16 protein-coding genes and 1 pseudogene are annotated in these 23,412 nt (G+C 66.4%); 7 read left to right on the top strand and 10 right to left on the bottom strand.

Features of this window, described 5'->3' with window-relative positions:
* From A5646_RS10655 to A5646_RS10630, 6 genes are all read left to right on the top strand, one after another.
* A partial coding sequence (locus A5646_RS10655) for a KR domain-containing protein (protein ID WP_156765577.1) occupies positions 1-1,599 on the top strand: 1,599 nt, incomplete at its 5' end.
* Between the two features lie 13 nt (positions 1,600-1,612).
* Positions 1,613-2,890, top strand: coding sequence for a cytochrome P450 (locus A5646_RS10650; RefSeq protein ID WP_066867439.1), 1,278 nt, complete (start codon positions 1,613-1,615; stop codon positions 2,888-2,890).
* 37 nt (positions 2,891-2,927) lie between these two features.
* A complete protein-coding gene (locus A5646_RS10645; protein WP_066867507.1) occupies positions 2,928-3,266 on the top strand; it encodes a hemophore-related protein in 339 nt (112 codons plus the stop codon).
* Between the two features lie 16 nt (positions 3,267-3,282).
* Positions 3,283-4,050: a siderophore-interacting protein gene (locus tag A5646_RS10640; RefSeq protein WP_197499361.1), complete on the top strand. Its 768-nt coding sequence runs from the start codon at positions 3,283-3,285 to the stop codon at positions 4,048-4,050.
* 2 nt (positions 4,051-4,052) lie between these two features.
* A complete protein-coding gene (locus A5646_RS10635; protein ID WP_067021623.1) occupies positions 4,053-5,792 on the top strand; it encodes an AMP-binding protein in 1,740 nt (579 codons plus the stop codon).
* Positions 5,793-6,955: 1,163 nt separating this feature from the next.
* Positions 6,956-7,834, top strand: coding sequence for an SDR family oxidoreductase (locus A5646_RS10630; RefSeq protein WP_066867513.1), 879 nt, complete (start codon positions 6,956-6,958; stop codon positions 7,832-7,834).
* On the opposite strand, the gene A5646_RS10625 is transcribed toward A5646_RS10630, so the two are convergent.
* Positions 7,831-9,312: an amino acid permease gene (locus tag A5646_RS10625; RefSeq protein WP_067021621.1), complete on the bottom strand. Its 1,482-nt coding sequence runs from the start codon at positions 9,310-9,312 to the stop codon at positions 7,831-7,833. The genes A5646_RS10630 and A5646_RS10625 overlap by 4 nt on opposite strands.
* A 79-nt stretch (positions 9,313-9,391) precedes the next feature.
* Entirely contained in the window at positions 9,392-10,282 is an 891-nt protein-coding gene (locus tag A5646_RS10620; protein ID WP_197498159.1) for a PAC2 family protein, read from the bottom strand.
* Positions 10,283-10,647: 365 nt separating this feature from the next.
* Here A5646_RS10620 and metH point away from each other — a divergent pair, with 365 nt between their 5' ends.
* Complete coding sequence (metH, locus tag A5646_RS10615) at positions 10,648-14,436, top strand: methionine synthase (protein WP_067021619.1); 3,789 nt, start codon at positions 10,648-10,650, stop codon at positions 14,434-14,436.
* A 30-nt stretch (positions 14,437-14,466) separates the two neighbouring features.
* On the opposite strand, the gene malQ is transcribed toward metH, so the two are convergent.
* The 8 genes and pseudogenes from malQ to A5646_RS10575 all read right to left on the bottom strand — a co-directional run.
* Positions 14,467-16,473: a 4-alpha-glucanotransferase gene (gene malQ, locus A5646_RS10610; RefSeq protein WP_067021617.1), complete on the bottom strand. Its 2,007-nt coding sequence runs from the start codon at positions 16,471-16,473 to the stop codon at positions 14,467-14,469.
* A 228-nt stretch (positions 16,474-16,701) separates the two neighbouring features.
* Entirely contained in the window at positions 16,702-17,469 is a 768-nt protein-coding gene (locus A5646_RS10605; RefSeq protein ID WP_067021615.1) for a mannan-binding family protein, read from the bottom strand.
* Between the two features lie 17 nt (positions 17,470-17,486).
* Positions 17,487-18,203: a tetratricopeptide repeat protein gene (locus A5646_RS10600; RefSeq protein ID WP_067021613.1), complete on the bottom strand. Its 717-nt coding sequence runs from the start codon at positions 18,201-18,203 to the stop codon at positions 17,487-17,489.
* Positions 18,204-18,234: 31 nt separating this feature from the next.
* Positions 18,235-19,494, bottom strand: a complete 1,260-nt coding sequence (locus tag A5646_RS10595; protein ID WP_067021611.1) for an MlaD family protein — start codon at positions 19,492-19,494, stop codon at positions 18,235-18,237.
* Entirely contained in the window at positions 19,491-20,693 is a 1,203-nt protein-coding gene (locus A5646_RS10590) for an MCE family protein (RefSeq protein ID WP_067021609.1), read from the bottom strand. Before A5646_RS10590 ends, A5646_RS10595 begins: the two co-directional genes overlap by 4 nt.
* Positions 20,690-21,805, bottom strand: a complete 1,116-nt coding sequence (locus A5646_RS10585; RefSeq protein WP_067021607.1) for an MCE family protein — start codon at positions 21,803-21,805, stop codon at positions 20,690-20,692. Before A5646_RS10585 ends, A5646_RS10590 begins: the two co-directional genes overlap by 4 nt.
* A complete protein-coding gene (locus A5646_RS10580) occupies positions 21,802-22,857 on the bottom strand; it encodes an MCE family protein (RefSeq protein WP_066867463.1) in 1,056 nt (351 codons plus the stop codon). The genes A5646_RS10585 and A5646_RS10580 overlap by 4 nt, the downstream gene beginning before the upstream one ends.
* Positions 22,850-23,412, bottom strand: a pseudogene (locus A5646_RS10575) (mammalian cell entry protein); the annotation flags it as partial. The pseudogene A5646_RS10575 and the gene A5646_RS10580, both read right to left, overlap by 8 nt.

Below are 23,412 nucleotides of genomic sequence, written 5' to 3'. Positions count from 1 at the left end.
GCTGCGGACGCCGAGATCTTCGCCACAGCCGGCAGCGAGCAACGTCGACAATTATTGCGCGACATGGGAATTGAGCATGTTTACGATTCGCGGAGCGTAGAGTTCGCCGACCTGATACGCCGGGACACCGACGGTTATGGCGTGGATATCGTGCTCAACTCGGTCATCGGGCCCGCCCAGCGCGCGGGCGTCGAATTGCTCGCGTTCGGTGGGCGATTCGTCGAGATCGGCAAACGCGACATCTACGGCGATACCCGACTGGGGCTCTTCCCGTTCCGGCGCAACCTGACGTTCTACGCCCTCGACCTGGCGTTGATGTCGTTCAGTCATCCGGACCGGCTGCGTGACTTGCTGAACACGGTGTACCGGCTCACCGCGAACGGTGAGTTGCCGATGCCTGAAGCCAGGCACTACGCGCTTGCCGATGCCGCCACGGCGATTCGGGTGATGAGCGGCGCGCAACACACCGGCAAACTCGTGCTCGATATCCCGCATACCGGCCGCAGCCGCGTGATGGTGCCGCCGGCGCAGGTCGAGGTCTTCCGCAGCGACGGCGCCTACATTGTCACCGGTGGACTGGGCGGCCTGGGGCTGTTTTTGGCCGACAAGATGGCTTCGCCTGGTTCGGAGGCCGGCTGCGGGCGTATCGTGTTGTCCTCGCGTTCACAGCCAAATCCCGAGGCGCGGGCGATGATCGAACGCATCCGCGGGGCGGGTGCCGATGTCGTCGTCGAGTGCGGCGACATAGCCGAGGCTGGGACGGCTCAGCGGTTGGTGGCCGCGGCAACCGCCACCGGGCTTCCGGTGCGCGGTGTGCTGCATCTGGCTGCGGTGATCGAGGATGCCACGCTGACCAACATCACGGATGATCTCATCGAACATGACTGGGCACCAAAGGTTTATGGGGCGTGGAATCTGCACACCGCCACCGCTTCGCAGCCGTTGGACTGGTTCTGCTCGTTCTCCTCGGCCGCCGCGCTGGTGGGGTCACCCGGACAGGGTGCCTACGCCGCGGCAAACAGCTGGCTGGACGCCTTCACCCGCTGGCGGCGGGCTCGGGGTCTGCCCGCCACCGCGATCGCATGGGGCGCGTGGGGGCAGATTGGACGTGGCACCGCCTTGGCCGAAGGCGCCGACGCCGCGATCGCTCCCGACGAAGGCGCTTATGCGTTCGATGCGCTGCTGCGCCACGACCGTGCCTGCACGGGCTATGCCCCGTTGACGAACACACCGTGGTTGGCCGCTTTCGCCGAGCGCAGTCCGTTCGCCGAAGCTTTCCGCTCCGACGGACAAAGTTCAACGGGCACAAGCAAACTGCGTGCCGAGCTCAATGAGCTGGCCCCGGACGAATGGCCTACCCGGCTGCGGCGCCTGATCTCTGACCAGGTCAGCCTGATCCTGCGTCGCAACGTCGATCCCGACCGTCCGCTTTCCGAGTACGGGCTCGACTCGCTGGGTGGTCTCGAACTGCTTACCCGCATCCAGACCGAAACGGGCGTACGGGTGACGCCCGCCGACATCGCAAAGATTGGCACGATCCGCGGCTTGGCCGAATTGCTGCGCGACAAGCTGGTTCCCGCGGACGCCGCCTCAAGCTGAGAGGGTTTGAAAAATGACATCTGACTACATGGTCAGCCGAAAGTCCACTCCCGAAAACCTCGACTTCTTCACCGAGAAGTCGCTCGTCGATGACCCATACGACTACTACGATGCGATCCGGCGGTGCCCGGTGTGGCGTGAGCCTGCGCACGGTGTGGTGATGGTGTCGGGGTATGACGAGGCCCTGGCGGTGCAACGCGACCCCGAACAGGCCTTCTCGGTCTGCAATATCGTCAGCGGCCCATGGTCGGGGATTCCGACCAAAACCGACAGCGACGACATTTCGGATCTGATTGAGCGGCACCGCCAGGGGGTGACGTTCGGCGACTACTTCCTGACGTTTGATCCTCCGAAGCACACGGCCCACCGCTCGCTGTTGAGCCGGTTGTTTACGCCGAAGCAGCTCAAGAACAACGAGGACTTCCTGTGGCGTCTTGCCGACGAGCAACTCAACCGGTTCCTCGCCCACGGCAAGTGCGAGATGGTCATTGACTACAATTTTCCATTCACGCTCGACGCGATTACCGACCTGCTCGACGTGCCCGAGGCCGACCGTGAGCGATTCCGCCGCGCTGCGTATGCCAGCCGGCTCGAGGGTGACCGCAGTGGTTTCGTCGGCGTGAAAGAGGAGTGGTTCGTCGAGTACATCGAGGAGCGGCGGCGCGAGCCGCGTGACGATGTCCTGACCGAGCTTGCGCTGGCAAAGTTTCCCGATGGCACGACACCTGACGCGCTTGATGTTGCCCGCGTTGCCACCTTCATGTTCGCCGCCGGCCACGGCACGACGATCGATCTGCTGAGTCTCTCGATGCTGACGCTGGCGGAGCGACCGGACTTGCAAGAGCAACTGCGCGAGGACAATTCAAAGATCAGCGCCTTCATCGAGGAGATGCTGCGCATCGAAAGCCCGATCAAAACGAATTTCCGTCTGGCGCGTCGCACCACCAGGATCGGCGACATCGATGTGCAAGCCGGCACCAGCGTGCTGGTGATGAACGGTGCGGCAAACCGCGACCCACGGCGGTTCGACGACCCCGACGAGTTCCGCCTGGGCCGCCCGAACATATTGCACCACATGGCATTCGGCCGTGGTATCCACACGTGTCCGGGCGCCCCGATTGCTCGCGCCGAAGTGCGGGTGAGCTTGGAACGCATCCTTAACCGAATGGCCGACATCCGGCTTTCAGAGGCCGAACACGGCCCGGCAGGCGCTCGTCGGCTGAAATGGGACCGCACCCCATTGTTCAGGCGCCTCAAGGAATTACACCTCGAGTTCACGCCGGTTCGGTGAACCGGTCCATCGCGACGATTAGTTGGAGATGTCAAAAATGAGGACGGTATCGTTGACTAGGTTCGCCGTCGGGATCTGCGGCCTGGCACTGTCGTTGACCGCTGGGGCCGGGCTCGCGTCGGCCGATCGGGATCTCAGCCCGTTCGTCAACACCACCTGCAATTACGGTCAGGTGATGTCGGCGCTGCAGGCGGCGGATCCCCAAGCGGCCGAACAATTCAACGCTTCGCCGGAGAGCGGCTCGTTTTTGCGGCAGTTCCTGGCCGCGCCGCCGAGTCAACGCCAGCAGATGGCCCAGATGCTGGCGAGCCAGCCGGGGGCTGACGAGCAGTTCGGACTTGTCCAGCGGGTCTTCGCCACCTGCAACAACTACTGAGCAGTTGGAGTTCTTCGTGGCTACCCTCGTCGAAAATTTTCCCGTCATCAGCACCCTGCGCGACGCAGTGTTTCTTTCGGCGACGGTCAGCGAGATCGAAAGGCTGACACCGAGAATGCGCCGCATCCGGTTCAGCGGCCCGCGCCTGCGGGGACTGACCTGGACGCCAGGTCAGCATGTCCGGCTGCAGGTCGAGAGTCTGCGTGACGCCGTGCTGCGGCTGCACCCATACCCCGTGCTGCGCACGTATTCGATCTACGACGCCGATCCCGCCCTCGGCGCACTCGACATCGTGATGGTCGACCACGACGGTGGCCGGCAGGGCGCGACACCCGCCAAGCGCTGGGCGCTGTCCACCTCGGTCGGAGACGGCGTCCATTTCACCCGGCCCCAGGGCAAGTTCGCCATCCGCCGGGACGCGCCCTACCACCTGTTCGCCGGCGAGGAAACCGCCTCGGTCGCGTTCGCCGCGATGCTTCGATCCCTGCCCCCAACCGCCGAGGTCTACGGAGCGATTGAGGCCGTGACCGACACCGATCACCTGCCCCTGGCCACACCCCTGACCCGGGTCGAGCGCGGTGGCGCACCGGCCGCGAACTCTGCCGTGCTCGCCGACGCCCTGCGCAGCCTGCCGCTGCCCGACTATCCCGGCGTCGCCTACCTCGCCGGCGAGGCCCGCACCATACAAACGCTGCGCAAAATATTGATCACCGAACGTGGCTGGGATCGACGGCAGATACGCACGAAGCCCTTTTGGACCCCCGGCCGTAGCGGAATGGAGTGATGATGGTTGAGACGCCTATGTCAGACCTGCTGTGCGAACGCGCCAGCTTGCAGCCCGACGACACGGCATTCACCTTCGTCGATTACGAGCAGGACTGGAACGGCGTTGCTGAAAGCCTGACGTGGTCGCAGCTGCATCGGCGAACGCGCAACCTTGCGCGGCGGCTTCATGATTGCGGGTCGGCGGGTGACCGCGCCGTGATCATGGCCCCGCAGGGGCTGGATTACATTGTGGCGTTTCTCGGTGCATTGCAGGCGGGTCAGATCGCGGTTCCGCTTTCAGTGCCGTTAGGTGGCGTCAGCGATGAACGCGTCAGTTCGGTGCTGCGCGACGCGTCGCCAACCGTCATCCTCACAACGTCCCCGGCCGCGGAAACCGTTGCCGGGTATGTCCAGTCGCAATCCGGCGGATTAGTTCCATCCGTCGTAGAGGTTGACCTGCTGGACCTGGACGCCCGGACAGGATACGGCCCCGCGCGCCAGAATCATTCAGAGCTGGCGTATTTGCAATACACGTCCGGATCCACCCGGCAGCCGGCCGGGGTCATGGTCTCTCAAGGCAATTTGCTGGCCAATTTCCGGCAGATCATGTCCGACTTCTGCGCGGAGCACGGCGGCGTCGCGCCGCCGGACACGACCATTGTGTCGTGGCTGCCGTTTTACCACGACATGGGTTTGATACTGGGAGTGTGCGCGCCGGTGCTGGGCGGAATTCGCACCGTGCTGACCAGTCCGGTGTCGTTTCTGCAGCGACCGGCCCGGTGGATGCAGTTGCTGGCCAAGGAAAGTCACGCGTTTTCGGCGGCGCCGAACTTCGCGTTCGAATTGGCGGCACGCAAGACGTCGGACGAGGACCTGGCCGGACTGGATCTAGGCGAGGTGCTGGTCATCCTCAACGGTAGTGAGCGCGTGCATCCTGCGACGCTGCGGCGTTTCATCGATCGGTTCGCGCGGTTCAATCTGCCCGACAACGCGGTACGGCCAAGCTATGGGCTCGCCGAGGCGACGGTGTACGCGTTGACTCGCACACCGGCACAGCCGCCCAAAATGGTGCACTTCGATCCCGAGAAGCTGGCCGCCGGCAGCGCGGACCGCTGCGAAAGCCCCACCGGTACACCACTGGTCAGCTACGGGGCGCCGCGGTCACCGATGATCCGCGTTGTCGACCCCGACACCAGGATCGAGTGTCCCCAGGGCACCGTGGGCGAGATCTGGATGCACGGTGGCAACGTCGCCTTGGGCTACTGGCGAAAGCCCCAGGAGACCGAACGCACGTTCGGCGATCGGCTGGTCGCTGCGTCGGACGGCACACCCGAAGCGCCGTGGCTGCGAACCGGCGACTCGGGGTTCATCTTCGAAGGCGAGCTGTTCATCATCGGCCGCATCAAGGATCTGCTGATCGTCTACGGGCGTAACCACTCGCCCGACGACATCGAAGCGACGGTCCAGGAGATCACCCGGGGCCGGTGCGCAGCGATAGCGGTCCCGCATCAGGGCATGGAAAAGCTTGTCGTGATCGCCGAAGTCAAAAACCAGCCCACGCCCCACGGAGAGGGGGCGAACAAGCTCGCCGTCGTCGAGCGCGAAGTGACCTCGGCAGTCTCCAACTCGCACGGCCTCGGCGTCGCGGATCTGGTTGTGGTGGCGCCGGGGTCGATACCGATCACCACGAGTGGCAAGGTGCGGCGTTCGGCCTGCGTCGAGCAGTACCGGCAAGGTCAGTTCGCCCGGTTGCGCGGTTAGGCGCTACCACCGGCGGGTCGCTGGGCGTTGCGCCTTTGACCAAGACGAAAGTCTAAATTGTCATTACCCACGGATTGATGCTCATCGCTGCTTCGAGACCGCCTGGTCGCGGCGCGTAGACGCTCTAGTGGGGTCCGCTCGCACTACCGAAAGACCTGCGACCCCGCTGTTTCTTGGCCTTTTAGCGGATGAGCTCAGTTCCGCTGGTCATTCTTCGACGTCCTTCTTTTTCGCTGCACCCCGAGACTTTCCCACCGGGCGCCAGCAGAATACGTTGCTGCCCTGACGATGCCAGAGATAGGTTTCCAGATCGCCCAAGCTGGCATGCGACACAAATTTCCACATTGAAAAATCAGGTGGAGTCGATTTTCTGTGCATCGTCCCTCCCTTTCAGATGCTGGAGCCGACTCGACCAAAGCCGGGAGATCCCGGTCGCACACCCGTCGTTGGCGGCAACTTCGGAGCAGACAAACTCGCAAAAGTCGCGGCTGAAAGCGGGATAGCCAGTGCACAACACGGGGACCGGTTCCCCGACAGCAGAACGCCGCTGCAAGGCCCCCGCCACGGCGCCCGCGGTGTAGTCCGGCGCGCGGCGGCTGGGTTGGCGGAGCCGCCGCGCGCCGGTGGTTTAGCGGTCATGGTCGAATTCGACTTTGTTTCGACAACGTTCGGCGTTGCTTTGCAATCGGTCTATTAGCGCTGCTGGCGGCGGGATCGAGCTGTCGATTGTCATCCAGCGAGATCCCCGGCGACATGCGCAATTGCGTGTCATGCTGCGGAGCCTATGGCCGGCGCTGGTCTCGCCGGGCTAGGTGCGAGCCAAATAGAGTAGTGGCAGCGTCCAGTTAGCGTGTTGTTAACACAGAAAACACCCGCCGAGGCCGATCCAGCGCAGGGCATTCATTCCGGGCAAGAGTGGGTTCGGAACGAGCGTAGATAAAGACGCACACATTGCACCACGCAGAACTCGCAAGACCGGAGATATACGCTGGGCACTTTCGCTAATGTCAATTTCAGCGGTGTGCAAGGGGCCATTCTCGGCTAATTCAGCAGCCTGCTGATTCAGCGCAGACCGGTGGCTCGACACCGCAATGCTGTCGGCGTCAACCGAGGTCACGCGCGCGGGCGATGCCCTCGAATGCCCGCACGGTAGGTTGGCGACCATGACATCGCTGCAGGACAAAGTCGTTTTCATCACCGGCGGTGCCCGGGGGATCGGGGCCGAGACCGCTCGGCGGCTGTCTGCCAGGGGCGCCAGGCTCGTCCTGACCGATCTCAACGAAACCGACCTGAAAACGCTGGCCGCCGAACTCGGCGAAGAACGGGTGTTGACGGCCGTCGCCGACGTGCGCGACCTGTCCGCGATGGAGTCCGCCGCCGCCCGCGCCGTCGAGCGATTCGGCGGCATCGACGTGGTGCTGGCCAACGCCGGCATCGCCAGCTACGGATCGGTGCTGCAGGTCGACCCCGACGCGTTCAAACGGGTGCTCGACATCAATGTGCTCGGCGTCTTTCACACCGTGCGCGCCACGTTGCCGGCGTTGATCGAGCGCCGCGGCTACGTGCTCATCGTGTCGTCGCTGGCCGCCTACACCGCCTGCCCCGGGCTGGCGCCGTACAACGCGTCCAAGGCCGGCGTCGAACTGCTGGCCAACGCGCTGCGGCTGGAGGTGGCCCACCTGGGCGTCACGGTCGGCTCGGCGCACATGTCCTGGATCAACACCGCCCTGGTCCGCGACACCCAGTCGGACCTGCCGGCGTTCAACCAGCTGCTGGCCAGCTTCCCGTGGCCATTGAGCAAGACGACGACCGTCGACAAGTGCGCGGCCGCCTTCGTCAAGGGGATCGAGCGGCGGCGCACCCGCGTCTACTGCCCACGCTGGGTGGCGCTGTTCCGTTGGGTCAAGCCGGTGCTGTCCAGTCCGGTCGGCGAAATGCCCCTGCACAAATCCACCGCCGAGCTGCTGCCCCAGCTGGACGCCCAAGTCGCCGCGCTGGGCCGCTCCACCAGCGCCTACAACCGCGACCTCGGCAGCTCCTAGCCGGTCGGGGCCGCGCGCTGCGACGCGACGGCCGCCACCCGCCGGCGCACCAGGAACCATCCGGCGCTCAGCGCCGGAATGACCACCACCACCGTCGCGATGGTCCAGGTGCCGGTGTCCTTATCGAACGCCATCATGACCAGGACGCCGGCCAAAAATGCCAGGGTGAGATACCCGGAATACGGGGCCCACGGCATCCGGAACTGCGGGCGTTCTACCTGCCCCGCCTTGGCCAGCCGGTAGAAGCGCAGCTGACACAGCACGATGGTGGCCCAGCTCGCGAGGATTCCCGGCGCCACGATGTTGAGCACGATCTCGAAGGCCTCGCCGGGGTTGACGGCGTTCAGGCCGATGCCGAGCAGGCAGATGGCGGCCGCCATCGCGATGCCGACGAAGGGCACCCCGTTCTTCGACATCCGGGTGGCGAACCGGGGACCGCTGCCGCTGGACGCCATCGAGTGCATGATGCGGCCGGTGGAATACAGCCCGGCGTTCAGGCTCGACAGGGCGGCGGTGAGCACCACGATGTTCATCAGGTCGCCGGCGCCGTGGAAGCCGATCTTGGAAAAGAAGGTGACGAAAGGACTTTCGGTGGCCTTGTAGGAGGTGTAGGGCAGCAGCAATGCCAGCAGCGCCACCGACCCGACATAAAAGATCGCGATCCGCGCGATCACCGCGTTGATCGCGCGGGGCATGACCCGCTCCGGCTCGGCGGTCTCCCCGGCGGCCGTGCCCACCAATTCGATGGCGGCATAGGCGAATACGACACCCGAGGTGGTCAGCAGGACCGCCAGCACGCCGGAGGGAAACAGTCCGCCGTGATTGGTCCACAGGCTCAGTCCGGTGCTGTGGCCCTCGATCCGATACCGGCCAGCCAGGAAGACGATCCCGACCGCCAGGAAGGCCACCAGCGCGAGAACCTTGACCAGCGCCGCCCAGAATTCCAGCTCACCGAACCACTCCACCGAGATCAGGTTCATCGACAGCACCACGACGAGGGCCAGCAGGGCCAACACCCACTGGGGGACGGATTCGAAGGCCGTCCACCGCCGCAGGTAGGTGGCGATCGCGGTGGTGTCGACGATGGCCGTCATCGACCAGCCCAGGAAGTACATCCAGCCGATCGCGTAGGCGGCCTTCTCGCCGAAGAACTCTCGCGAATACGACACGAACGAGCCCGACGACGGCCGATGCAAGACCAACTCGCCCAGGGCTCGCAGGATGAGGAAGACGAAGACCCCGCACACGGCGTAGATCAGGAACATCCCGGGCCCCGCCTTGGCCAGCCGCCCGCCCGCCCCGAGGAACAGCCCGGAGCCGATCGCGCCGCCGATGCCGATCATCTGCACCTGGCGGGGCTTGAGTCCCTTGCGGTAGCCAGCGTCTTCGCCGACTGCGCCAGCTGCGGGATCTGGGCCGGCTAGCGGAGCTGAACCGGCTACGGGATCGGGGTTGCCATCATCGGGCAACGCGGCCATGAAACGTCCAATCGGTAGGTCGCGACGCGATGCTTCCGTAGTTGATCGGCCGACGGCAAGTTCAACAGCGCTGTGAGCGTCAGCGCCCGAAGCCGGGGCGACGCCGGCGCAGGTAACGCTCGAACTCGGCGGCCAGCGCGTCGCCGTCGATCTTGCCCAAGGCGTCGTTCATGTCGACCTCGGCGTCGCCGCGTTGCTCGAGCGACAGCACGTACTCGGCGAGGTCCTCGTCCTCGGCCGTCATCTCGGTGACCGCCTGCTCCCATTCCTCGGCGTCCGTCGGCAGGTCGGCCAGCGGCACCTCGATGTCGAGGACGTCCTCGACGCGGCGCAGCAGGGCCACCGTGGCCTTCGGGTTCGGCGGCTGCGAGACGTAGTGCGGCACCGCCGCCCAGAACGTCACCGCGGGAATCCCAGCGGCCACGCAGGAGTCCTGGAACACCCCGGCGATGCCGGTCGGCCCCTCGTAGCGGCTTTCCTCGAGGCCGAAGCGTTTCGCCGACTCGGGGGAGTACGCCGCGCCCGACACCGGAACCGGCCGGGTGTGCGGGGTGTCGGCCAGCAGGGCGCCCAGGATCACCACCGTGTCGACGTTGAGCTTGTCGGCGATGGCCACCAGCTCCGCGCAGAAGGTCCGCCAGCGCATGTTGGGTTCCACCCCGTGCATCAGCACGACGTCGCGGTCGCTGCCCGGCGGGCGACAGTGCGAGATCCGCATCGCCGGCCACACCAGCTCGCGGGTCACCCCGTCCACCTGCCGGATCACCGGGCGATTCACCTGGTAGTCGTAGTAGGCCTCGTCGTCGATCTCCAAGATCGGGTCCGCTTCCCAGATGGCCTCGAGGTGTTCGAGCGCGTCGCTGGCCGCGTCGCCGGCGTCGTTCCAACCCTCGAACGCGGCCACGACGACGGTGTGGTGCAGTTCCGGCAATGCCGTTTCGCCAAAGGGGGGGCCGTCGGGCGGGGTCACAGATTTAGCGTACGGCCTTCCGGCCCGATGTTCGGGGCGCGGTGGCCAAGGATTGTCGGCCGATTGACGTTCAACCGGGGGCTTTGCATAGGACGACTATTCTTATGACGTGACAGCCGCCAAGGGACACCGCTGCGACACTGACATCCTCGGCGGTCCAGACGAAATAGGTTCGGCTGCGATTTCGTTAACCTGGTTAACTATGTCGCAGACAGACTCCACGAACTGTCGATAGCGGCGATGAGTTAGGCGTCCGGACGTCGATCGGGTGACGACGTAGACTTTTCTGGTCGAGAGGCGTTGCAACGGGTACGGGTCTTTGCCGGTATCCGCCACGCTCGGCAGAGTCAAGGACGCCTTCCGTTATGGAAGGAGTGCACGTGACCGCCGTTGAGGCCCAGACTTCCGCGCCGAACACCTTCGCGCCGAACATCCGCCCCGACTGCACCGACGAGCTGACGGCGGCGCTGCGCCAGCGGATCGTGGTGATCGACGGCGCGATGGGCACCGCGATCCAGCGCGACCGGCCGGACGAGGCCGGCTACCGCGGCGACCGGTTCACAGAGTGGCCGACCGCGCTGCAGGGCAACAACGACCTGCTCAACCTGACGCAGCCCCAGATCATCGAGGGGATCCACCGCGAGTATCTCGAGGCGGGCGCCGACATCCTGGAGACCAACACGTTCAACGCGAACGCGATCTCCCTCTCGGACTACGACATGGCGGAGCTGGCCTACGAGCTGAACTACGCCGGCGCCGCCCTGGCTCGCAAGGCCGCCGACGAGTACAGCACCCCGGATAAGCCCCGCTACGTCGCCGGCGCCATCGGGCCGACCACCCGCACCGCGTCGATCTCACCGGACGTCAACGACCCCGGGGCCCGCAACGTCACCTACGACCAGCTGGTCGCCGCCTACCTCGAGGCCGCCAACGGCCTGGTCGACGGGGGCGCCGACCTGCTGATCATCGAGACGATCTTCGACTCGCTGAACGCCAAGGCGGCGGTGTTCGCGGTCGAGACCCTGTTCGAGGACCGGGGACGCCGCTGGCCGTTGATCATCTCGGGCACCATCACCGATGCCTCCGGGCGGACGTTGTCCGGTCAGGTCACCGAGGCCTTCTGGAACGCGATCAGGCACGCGAAGCCGATCGCGGTCGGGCTCAACTGCGCGCTGGGCGCGCCCGAGACGCGGCCCTACATCGCCGAGATGTCGCGCATCGCCGACACCTTCGTCTCCTGCTACCCGAACGCCGGCCTGCCCAACGCCTTCGGCGAGTACGACGAGACCCCGCAGCGGCAGGCCGGCTACATCGCCGACTTCGCCGACGCCGGCCTGGTCAACCTGGTCGGTGGCTGCTGCGGAACCGCGCCGCCGCACATCGCCGAGATCGCCAAGGTCGTCGAGGGCAAACCACCCCGGGAGGTGCCGAAAATCGAAGTGGCGACCCGGCTTTCGGGCCTGGAGCCGCTCAACATCACCGACGAGTCCCTGTTCGTGAACATCGGTGAGCGCACCAACATCACCGGCTCCGCCCGGTTCCGCAACCTGATCAAGGCCGAGGACTACGACACCGCGCTCTCGGTCGCGCTGCAGCAGGTCGAGGCCGGCGCGCAGGTCATCGACATCAACATGGACGAGGGCATGATCGACGGCGTCGCCGCGATGGACCGGTTCACCAAGCTGATCGCGGCCGAGCCGGACATCAGCCGCGTGCCGGTGATGATCGACTCGTCCAAGTGGGAGGTCATCGAGGCCGGCCTGAAAAACGTGCAGGGCAAGCCGATCGTCAACTCGATCTCCATGAAAGAGGGCGAGGAGAAGTTCATCCGCGAGGCACGGCTGTGCCGCAAGTACGGCGCCGCCGTGGTCGTGATGGCCTTCGACGAGCAGGGCCAGGCCGACAACCTGGAACGCCGCAAACAGATCTGCGGGCGCGCCTACCGGATCCTGACCGAAGAGGTCGGCTTCCCGCCCGAGGACATCATCTTCGACCCGAACTGCTTCGCGCTGGCGACCGGCATCGAGGAGCACGCGACCTACGGGATCGACTTCATCGAGGCCTGCGCCTGGATCAAGGAGAACCTGCCCGGGGTGCACATCTCCGGCGGCATCTCCAACGTGTCGTTCTCGTTCCGCGGCAACAACCCGGTCCGCGAGGCGATCCACGCGGTGTTCCTGTTCCATGCCATCAAGGCCGGCCTGGACATGGGCATCGTCAACGCCGGTGCGCTGGTGCCCTACGACTCGATCGACCCCGAGCTGCGCGAGCGCATCGAGGACGTGGTGCTCAACCGTCGCGAGGACGCGGCCGAACGGCTGCTGGAAATCGCCGAGCGGTTCAACAGCAAGGACAAGGGTGAGGACCCGAAGGCGGCCGAATGGCGCGGCCTGCCGGTCCGGGAGCGGATCACGCACGCGCTGGTCAAGGGCATCGACGCCCACGTCGATGACGACACCGAGGAGTTGCGCGCTGAGATCGCCGCCGCGGGCGGCCGCCCGATCGAGGTGATCGAGGGTCCGCTGATGGACGGCATGAACGTCGTCGGTGACCTGTTCGGCTCCGGCAAGATGTTTTTGCCCCAGGTCGTGAAGTCGGCCCGGGTGATGAAGAAGGCCGTCGCGTACCTGCTGCCGTTCATCGAGAAGGAGAAGGAAGAGAACGGTACCGCTGCCGCCAAGGACACCAACGGCACGATCGTGATGGCCACGGTGAAGGGCGACGTCCACGACATCGGCAAGAACATCGTGGGAGTCGTGTTGCAGTGCAACAACTTCGAAGTGATCGACCTGGGGGTGATGGTGCCCGCCCAGAAGATTTTGGACGCGGCCAAGGAGCACGACGCCGACATCATCGGGCTGTCCGGTCTGATCACGCCGTCCCTGGACGAGATGGCCAACTTCGCCGTCGAGATGGAACGCGAGGGCCTGGAGATCCCGCTGCTGATCGGCGGCGCGACCACCTCGCGCGCGCACACGGCCGTGAAGATCTCGCCGCGGCGTAGCGGTCCGGTGGTCTGGGTCAAGGACGCGTCCCGCTCGGTGCCGGTCGCCGCCGCGCTGCTGGATCCCAAGCAGCGGGGTCCCCTGCTGGAGGCCACCGAGAAGGACTACGCGTCCCTGCGCGAACGGCATGCCCAGAAGAACGAGCGGCCGACGCTGACACTGGAGAAGGCCCGCGCCAACCGGACGCCGATCGACTGGGACGGCTACACGCCGCCGGTGCCCGCAATAGGTACGGGAGTACGGGAGTTTCAGGACTACGACCTCGCCGAGCTGCGCGAGTACATCGACTGGCAGCCGTTCTTCAACGCCTGGGAGATGAAGGGCAGATTCCCCGACATCCTCAACAACCCGGCCTCGGGCGAGGCCGCCCGCAAGCTGTACGACGACGCGCAGGAGATGCTCGACACCCTGATCAAGGAGAAGTGGCTGACCGCCAACGGCGTGATCGGGTTCTTCCCCGCCAACGCGGTCGGCTCGGGGGTGGAAGACATCGAGGTGTACACCGACGACACCCGCACCGAGGTGCTGACCACCTTGCACAACCTGCGCCAGCAGGGCGAGCACCGGGAAGGAATCCCCAACCGGTCGCTGAGCGACTACGTCGCGCCCAAGGACACCGGCCTGGCCGACTACATCGGCGCCTTCGCCGTCACCGCGGGGCTCGGCAGCCAGGAGAAGATCGCCGAGTTCAAGGCGGCGCTCGACGACTACAGCGCGATCCTGCTGGAGTCGGTCGCCGACCGGCTGGCCGAGGCGTTCGCCGAACGCATGCACCAACGGGTCCGCAAGGAGTTCTGGGGATACCAGCCCGACGAGCAACTGGACAACGACGCGCTCATCGATGAGAAGTACCGGGGCATCCGGCCCGCCCCCGGCTACCCGGCCTGCCCCGAGCACACCGAGAAGGCGACGCTCTGGAAATTGATGGACGTCAAGGAGCGGACCGGCATCGAGTTGACCGATTCGATGGCGATGTGGCCCGGTGCCGCCGTCAGCGGCTGGTATTTCTCGCACCCGCAGTCGCAGTACTTCGTCGTCGGCCGGATGGCCCAGGACCAGGTCGCCGACTACGCGAAGCGCAAGGGCTGGACCCTGGCCGAAGCCGAACGCTGGCTCGCCCCCAACCTCGGTTACAACCCGGAGGACTGAACTCTTCGGACGACTGAGTCCTCGGCGGGCTCAGCCCTCGGCGCCGGCCTGAAATATTGCGGTGATCTCGGCGACGCGCGGGTCCTCGCGCAGCTGCTCCAGCGTTTGGGGCAACGGCAGCCGCCAGTTCGGATATTCGTCGATGGTGCCGGGCAGATTCGGTTGTCGCGGTTCGGCGACGATGTCGTAGGGCGAGATCAGCTTCAACTTGCTCGGCGTGGCCGCCAAGAACCGGTGCATCGCGGTGATGATGGCGTTCTCGTCCGGGCCGTCGTCCTCGTCCGGGTCGTCGGGCAACAGCCCTTCGGAACGCAGCAGGGCCAGCCACTCCGCCTTTTCCTTGTCGGCCGAGGCCTGCTCCGCCGGTACGTCGTCGAGCAGGTCGAGCTCGGCGCGCGCCCGCACGTGTTCGCCGCGCAGAAAGCCGGCCGCAGTGGGCAGGTCATGGGTGGAGAGGCTCGCGGCCGCCCGCGCCGGCCACCGCGACGACGCAAGCAAGGGTTCGCCGGGCGCGGACTCGTCCCGGGTAAACCAGGACACCGCGCAGCCCAGCATTCCGTTGTCGCCCAACGCTTCCGTGACTTCGGGCTCGACAGTTCCCAGGTCCTCGCCGACCACGGTCGCGCCGGCCCGCTGGGCTTCCAGCGCGAGCACGGCAAGCATGGCGTCGGCGTCGTAGTGCACGTAGGTACCCCGGTCGGCCGACTCGCCCGGCGGTATCCACCACAACCGCCACAATCCCGCGACGTGGTCGATCCGCAGGCCGTCGGCGTGAACGAGTATGGCGCGCAGCATGTCTCGCAGCGCGGTGTACCCGGTGGCGGCGAGCCGGTCCGGCCGCCAGGGCGGCAGCCCCCAGTCTTGACCGCGCGGGGTGAAATTGTCCGGGGGAGCGCCGACATGAACTCCGGTGGCCAGCATGTCGGCCAGGGCCCACGCGTCGGCCCCGTCGGAGTCGACGCCGACCGGCAGGTCGTGCAATACACCCAGCGCCATGCCGGCTCGTCGCGCGGCGCTGCGGACTTCGCCGAGCTGTTCGGCACAGCGTTGCTGCACCCAGGCGTGAAAAGCGATCCTGGGTGCCAATTCCCGGCGAGCCAGGGTCACCCCCGGTCCGTCGACATCGCGCAGGGGTTCGGGCCATCGCGGCCAGCGCCCGCCGTACCGCTCGGCCAGCGCGCAGTAGGTCGCCCAGTCGCGCAGCGCCCCGGAGGAGGGGGACTCGTCCAGTGGGCAGGGCCGATCCTCCGCGCGCCACAGCAACTCCAGCGCGTCGCGCTTGGCGGCCCAGACGAGGTCGTGGTCGATCCGCTCGGTCTCCGGCCAGACGCGCAGGGCGTCGACTTCCGCGCGGGTTTGCGGGTCGGCTCGATGGTAGGCGTCGAGGTCCTCGATGCGCAGGGCCAGCGGGTTGGCGAAGCGTCGACTGGACGGGGTGTAGGGCGAGGGCTGAACCGGATGCGTCGGACCGGGGGCGTTGAGCGGGTTGAGCAGTACCGCACCCGCGCCGTGCGCCGCCGCGGTCCACTCGATGAACTCCCGCAGGTCGCCCAGATCGCCGATGCCCCAGGAGCGGCCCGAGCGCAGCGCATAGAGCTGCAGCATCCATCCCCAGGTCACCGCCGTCTGGGGCACCCGCGGCGGGGCCGCGACCAGGGTGACTTCTTGGCCGTCCCCGGTGTGCAGGCGGTACCAGCCCGGCGCCAGATCGCCGGGCAGTTCGTCGCGCACGTCGGCGCGGGTGCCGTCCTCGCCGATCAACGCCGCAGCGCCGGGCAACGGCCGCGGCCGGCCGTCCAGTCGCATCGCGATTGTCGGTGCCAGGGCTCCAGCGCGCTTGCGCTCGGCCAGCTTCGCCAATTCACGGCGCCGATCGGACTCGCTGGCGGCATCGACCTCGAGCAACCCGAGCACGCGGACCACCACGTCGGCATCGACCTCGACCGGTTCTCGTCGCTCATTGCGGTAAAAGGTCGCCACGCCATGGGCCTGGGCCAGCTGGCGCAGGTCCTCGGGCACCGGCTTGGGTGTGGCCATCAGATCGTCCGCACGGGCAGCGCGGGGTGACTGGGTGACGGCTGGAGATTGCGAGCAGGGCAAGTACTCAGATAGCAAAGAGGCGGGCGCACTTTCGGAACGTACCCATCCGCGGCCGACTTACACGGGCCGCCCGCGTCGTGAGTAACCGAAAGCGGCGCGCGATTCGCCGGAGTGAAAACGACTCGGCCACATGCGGAGCCGATGCGCCAGGACCGAGGGCCCCGTTCAGATGCGCAGCACCGGATCCAGCGCCGACAGCGGGATGTGCGCTTGGACGGTGCCCCCGTCCATGTACCACTGCGGCAGGCCGGGGGAGAAGTTGATCGGCTCGTCGTGGCCGACCGGATAGTCGGGCATGTAGATGATCAACTCGTCGGGCGTCAGCGCCCACGCCTTGTACGCGCCCGAGTAAACCTTGTCGGGAGTCCAACGGTCGAGGATGAACGGGTAGGTGCCCGGATCATGCGGTGGCGGAGCCTGATTGAGTGCGGTATCGATGAACGGCGCAGCCAGCGGCGGGATCGCGGTCAGCGGGTTCGACGTGGTCAGATCGGCGAGCTGCACCCGTCGGCCCGCTGCCATGTCGAAGGTGAATGTCCGATAGGCGTTGTTGGGTTTGGGCCCGTCGGCGTGATAGTCCTCGTGGAACACCGCGCTGAGCAGGTTGCCGTGCCGGAACACCTCGAAGTTCTCCTCGCCGTAGCTGTCGGCGGCCATGCTGGCGTTTGCGGTCTTCCAGTTGCTGACCAGGGTATGCAGGTAGTCACGGATCACCGGCCCGGTGGTCGGATTGTCGACCAGGTCGTCGGGCACGGCGACCTTGATGTCGCGAACGGCGTTGCGTTCCGAGGTCACCGCGGTGTGGCAGTACTGGCCGTCCCAGTTGCCGCCGAGCTCACCGCAGAACGACGGCGCGGACGCGTGCGTGGTGGCCGCGCCGGGAATCGTTGCGGCCGTGACCAATACAAACGCCGCCGCCAGTCTCTTGAGCATGGGTTGCTCCGCTCGACTCAGAGGAGTTGGACTTTGCTTGCCCGCCAGCGGCCGTCCACCTTCTCCATGGTCATCTTGATCCTGCTGCGGTCGATGCGCGGGTCGGGCGCGGCGGTGTTGGTGACGGTCTGGTCGATGAACAGCAGCACGACGACCTTGTCGGTCGATTCGGACTGGATGGCCGAGTCCACCACCACGCCGTGCGCGGTCGCCTTGTTGTCGATCAGCAGTTGGCGAAGCTTGACGCTGGATTGGGTGTACATGTCCTTGAATTCGCCGGTCGCGCCGTCCAGCACCTGCTTGAAGTTGTCGTCCACCTTGTTCGAATCGATGCTCGTCAACACCTGCGCATAGGCGATGGCCGCCTGTTGGGCCTGTTCGCCCGCCACCTTCAGCTGATGGTCCTGCCACTGCCGCCACCCGAGGAACCCCGAAACGCCAAGCGCGGCAACCAGTAACACCGGCAGCACGCTGCGGCGCAGATACCGCCGCCAGGGCCGCTGGGCGCGCTCGGTGTCGGGACGCTTGCGTTTGAGCAGCGGGCCACCTTCGTCCTCATCCTCGTCCTCGGACTCGGCCTGCCCGTCAGCCTCGTCGGTGGACTCCTCGGCGCGCGCCTCGCCGGTGTCTTCGCCTGCGGCTGACCCTGTTTCGGCGCCCGTTTCCGCTTCGACTTCCGTGTCCGTGTCGGCGTCGACTTTCGGGTTCTTCTTGGTGGTCACGACCACGATCATCTCCTAAAGGTCGGCTGGGATGGGCCAGGGCTCAGTGCGGCGGTTCGATCGGCAGCTGCGGACCGCCGTAAGGGGTGGGAATGGTGTAGCGGCCCCGCGGGGTCGGATCGGTTCGCTGGCCCAGGTTCGCGCCCGGCGGCGGGCCGGCGGTGTCGTCGCCGCCCGGACGTGGCGCGTTCTTGGCCCCGCGGATCGAGACCGCCGGGTCGTCGTCGCGGCAGTAGGTGTACATGAACGGCTCGTAATAGTCGGCGGCCGAGGAGGCGTGCGCCGGTGTCCCGTAGTCGCAGACGTAGCGGGGATACAGGTCGGCGGTCGCCCAGACGCCGCCGTCGTGAAAGGCGCTCGTCACCGCGTCCAATACCGACCCGCGGTAGTCGGGGAACAGTGCGTTGAGCGCCGGGACCCGCAGATAGAACAGCTGTGACATGGTGGCCATGCTGCCCAGCAACTGCACCATCGTGTCGGAATTGTCGGCGAACAGATTGTCGACGGCCGACAGCGTGCGCGGCGTCTGCTGCGTCAACCGGCGGTAACCGGCCTGCATTCTGGCCACGCCGGTCAGCGTCTGGTTGAGTTCGGTTGCGGCGGAGCCCAATCCGGCGTTTTTATCGCTCGCCAGGGTGAGCACCACCCGGCTGGTCTTGATGATGCTGGTGGTCTGGGGCAGCACCGAATCGAGCGTCGACAGCAGGAACGTGCCGCCGTCCACGATGGCGGTCAGCTTGGCCGGGCCCTGTCTGCTCAGGCTCAACTCCTTCTTGATCAACTCGATCTTGTGCGGGTCGACCTGGGCCAGCAGCCCATCGGCGTCACCGAGCAACTGCGCCAAGCTGACCGGGACGGTGGTGTGGTCCAGGGCGATCAGGCTGCCGTCATGCAGATACGGCCCGGCGTCGGAGGCTGCCTCGAAGTTGATGTACTGCTCACCGGCCGGCGAGAGCGCGGACACGTGCACGACGCTGTTCGCCGGGATCCGCACCTGCGAAGTGATGCTGGCGACGGCGTTCACGCCGTCGTCGGTGATCTGCAGCGATTCGATGCGCCCGACGCGAACACCGCGCAGCGCGACGTCCTGGTTTGGGAGCAGGCCGCCGGATTCCGCCAGCTGCACGGTGACCCGGTAGGACGAGGCGAAGGGTTTCACTCGCAACGCGCCGACGAGCAGATAGGCGGTCGCCACGACCAGGATGAGCACCAGGCCGGCCACCGACAACCAGACCTGCTGCCGGTGCGCGGTGCGCACCGCGCGCACAACGAGATTGGCGACGTCGGCGACGGCGCGGATCACGGTTGCGGCCCCGGCGGTGCGGGCGGGGGCCCGGGCGCGACGTCGATCTGTCCCGGGATGTTGGGATCCGGAATCACCGGAACCTGAGGCGAATTGGGTCCCCGGCCGACCACACGTTCCTGCAGTCGCCACAGGGTGTATTTGAGGGTGCCGACGAGCAGGTTCACGTTGTAGTGGTGCGGCCCGTGCAGCCCGATGTCACCGGGGAATCCGACGTCGGGCAGCGATCCGAGCATGATCTTGTCCACGCCGACGTTCACCGAAATCGAGTTCCCCGCAGTGGATTTGACCAGCGCGGGAATCAGCCGGTTTATCGACAGCCAGCTGGTGTCGGGGCTGACCGCAACGTCGTTGGCGGCCCCGGCGATCGTGTTCAGGTCGCGGATCATGCTGCGGCCGCTGGTGTCGGTCCCGCCGATCGACGGGAACCTGGCCAGCAACCGGGAGGTGTCGCCGACCTGCACGGCCAGGTTGGACAGTTGACTGGTGTTGTCGGCCAGGGCCGAGGTGGCGGGGCGGGCCGCCGACATCAGGTCGCTGATGGTCTGGTTCTTGGCGTCGAGTTGGTCGGCCAGGCGCGACAATTGGGTCAACGCGTGCGAGATCTGATCGGATCGGCCGTCCAGCGTCGCGAGTAGCTCGTTGGACTTGCGGATCATGTCTCCGAACGCCTGGCCCTGATCTCCGGTCGCCTTGCCGAACCCGTTGATGATGTTGGTGAAATTGCGCACCGCCCCGCCGTTCACCAGGATCGCCGCCGAGCTCAGCACCGACTCGACGGTCGCGGCGGCCGCGGTCGAGTCCAGGCCGATGGTGTCCCCGTCGCGCAGCAGCGGCCCGTCGGCATCGCCCGGTGGCTTCAGCGCGACGAAGACGTCGCCCAGCGGTGTCGCGGTGCGCAATTCGGCGGTGCTGCCCCGCGGCAGCTGCACGCCATCCCGGATGCGCAGCCGCGTGACCGCCGTGTAATTGCGGGCGACCATCGATTCGAGCTGCCCGACGTCGGCGCCGGCGAGCTTGACCTTGGCGTTCATCGGCAGGTTCAGCGCGTTGGAGAACACCGCGTTGAGTGAATAACCGCCCGACCCCAGGCCCGGGGCCGGAAGAGGCAGGCTGGCAAGGCCGTTCGTGGCGCATCCCGCGGTGACCATCGCCGCGGCCACCGCCATGAGCATGCCCCGCGCGCCCGCGCCCGTCATTTCTGCCCCATGGCGGCCATGCCGTCGAGCACGTAGGTCAACCCGAAATCGGGGCCGAAGTCCTGGATGGTCCCGGTGCTGCAGCCCAGTTGTCGAAGCCCCATCAGGTTGCAGATCTCTTTGGTGTACTGGCTGTCGAACAGCAATCGGTCCGTCAGGAAGCGGGCCCGCACGCTGCCGTTCGCCCGGTCGATCATGTTGTAGGCGTTGTCGGCCACCAGGGGGGCCAGATCCAGCAGCTCGGCCAGGTCACGCCGCTGGTCGGTCACCGTCTTCAGCGTGCCGTTGCCGTGCAGGACGGCCTGTTTGACGTTGTCGCGGTTGGCGTCGAGCAGGTCACCGGCCCGCTGGATCAGTTGGTCGAGCTTGCGCCCGGTGTTGCCGCTGCCGAGGTCCTCGTCGGCCACGATCTGGCTGACCTGGTGGATGGTGGAGGCGAATTCGCGCAGTTTCGAGTCGTTGGCGGCGACGGCGTCGAACAGCGTGCTGATGTTTTTGACGATCGTGGTGATCTGCTCGCGGGTCGCCGCGCCGCCGTCGCTGGACAGCCGCAGCGCCTTGGACAGCTCGCCCAACGCCGCCTTGATCTTCTCGCCGTTGCCGTTGACCACCTCGGTGCCGCCGCCGAGCACGTCGGCGATCGGGCCGCCGCCTCGCCCGTCACCCTCGAGCGACTTGGTCACCTTGTCCAAAACATTCAGCACACTGCTGAATTCGACGGGGGTCTTGGTCCTGGGCAGCCCGATGGTGTCGTGATTCTGCAGGGTCGGTCCGCCGTGGTAGGGCGGCGTCAGCTCGATCTGCCGGTCGGTGAGGATGGACGTCGACACCGTGACGGCCTGCGCGGTGGCGGGCACCTTGACGTGGCGGTCGACGGTGAACTGGACCTCGACGTAACCCCCCTTGGGGTTGATCTTGGTGATCTTGCCCACCGGCATGCCCAGCACCGCAACCTCGTTGCCCTCGTAGAGGCCTGAGGCGCTGTCGAATTGGGCCGTCACGGTGATCGTGTCGTCGTCCGAACTCAGGTACCACCAGCCGGCGCCGACCGCCGCGGCGAGGACCGCGACCGCGGCGACGATGGCCAGCGCCTTGGCGCCGAGCCCGTTCACTTGCAGTCCTTGAAGTACTGGATCATGCCGAACTGCTTGGCACGCCCGCTGATTGCGCACATCCACGAGTCGATCAACGGGACATTGGGGGCGTTGAAGTTGATCGCGTTGCCGTCACCGGTCAGGTTGGCCGCCTCGCGGAAGAAGATCGGGCTGGTTTGTAGCATGCTGTGCAGCAGGTCGTCGTGCGCCGACATCAAGTTGGTGAAGTCGCGCATGTCCCTGATCAACGCGTCCAGGCCCGAGCGGTCGTTGACCACGACCTGGCTCATGGTGTCGACCAGACTCGACAGGGATTGCATCATCGCGTGGAAAACGGCGCGCCGCGCGACGAATTGGCCCAGCAGGTCCTGACCCTGGTCGACGAGGGCGCCGATGCCGGCCTGCTGGCGGCGCAGCGTGTTGGTGACCTGCTCGGTGCTGCGCAGCAGCTGCCCCAACTGGTCACGTCGCACCGCGATGATCGACGACAAGGTGTTGATGTTCGTGATCGCCTGCGGCACAACGGCGGGCAGGCCCTCAAGCTGCTTGCCGAGCACCGCCAGCGATTGGGCGAACCTGTCGGAGTCGACCTGCTCGAAGGTGGTCGTGGCGTCCTGCAGCGCGGCCTGCAGGTCGTAGGGCACCTCGGTGTGCCCCAGGTCGAAGGTCTCGTTGGGCAGGCGGGCGGGCCCCTTGGGCTCCAGCGCGAGATAGCGCGAGCCCAAGATGGTGGTGACCCGGATCTGTGCACGAGAATCCTTGCCCAGCTTGATGTCGTCGCGGACCTTCAACCCCGCCTCGACATGGTCGCCGACGAGTTTCATGCTCGTGACGTTGCCCACCGGGATACCCGCGACCACGATCGGGTTGCCGGCCCGCAGCGAGGCCGCTTGCAGGAACTCGGCGGTGTAATGGCGATAGCCGGCGCCGATCGCGTGCACCGCCAGCATGACTGAAATCACCACCGCGACCACCGCGACGGCGATGAACCCGAGCCAGGTCTTGTTGTAGCTTTCCAGCGGGCGCTTCGTCAGCCCCGACAACCTCCGCCGTACCGATGCCTCAGCCATCGACCGTGCTCCTGCAGCGTGGGGTGTGCCAGGCCCGGTTGCCCGGCGTGGCCGCGTTGATGATGATCGGCACGACATCGTTGAGCCCGGGGAAGAAACCCATGAAGTTCACGTCGCACACGTAGGCATTGCCGTAGGCGCCCTGATTGCCCACGCGGGTAAGGCCTTTCAGCAGCAGCGGAATGTTGTCACCGAAGAACGCCACCTGCGGTTTGACGTCCATGATGTGTTTGGTGACGCCGGGCTGGCGATCGATGAATTCGCGCAGCGCCGGGTAGACGTCGGTCGCCGAGGCCGACAGCCGGTCGGTCACCCGGGCCAGCGAACCGACCGAAGCGACCAGGTCCGGGCGCCGCCGGTCGAGGTCGCCGACGACGCTGCGGGCCGCCGTGATGACCCCGTCGAGATCGTCGTTCTGTTGAGCGAGGTTGCCGACCACCTTGTTGAGGTTGGTGATCACGCTGCCCAGGGCCTGGTCGCGGCCCGCGAAAGTCTGTGTCAGCGTGGAGGTCTGGCCGACCAGCGTGGTGAGCGACGACGTGTCGCCCTGCAGCG

It is taken from the genome of Mycobacterium sp. 1245499.0 (genome assembly GCF_001673615.1).
In the GTDB taxonomy this organism is placed as follows: domain Bacteria; phylum Actinomycetota; class Actinomycetes; order Mycobacteriales; family Mycobacteriaceae; genus Mycobacterium; species Mycobacterium europaeum_A.
The sequence above is the reverse complement of the archived record's forward strand: the minus strand, read 5'-3'. Positions and strand labels throughout refer to the sequence as shown.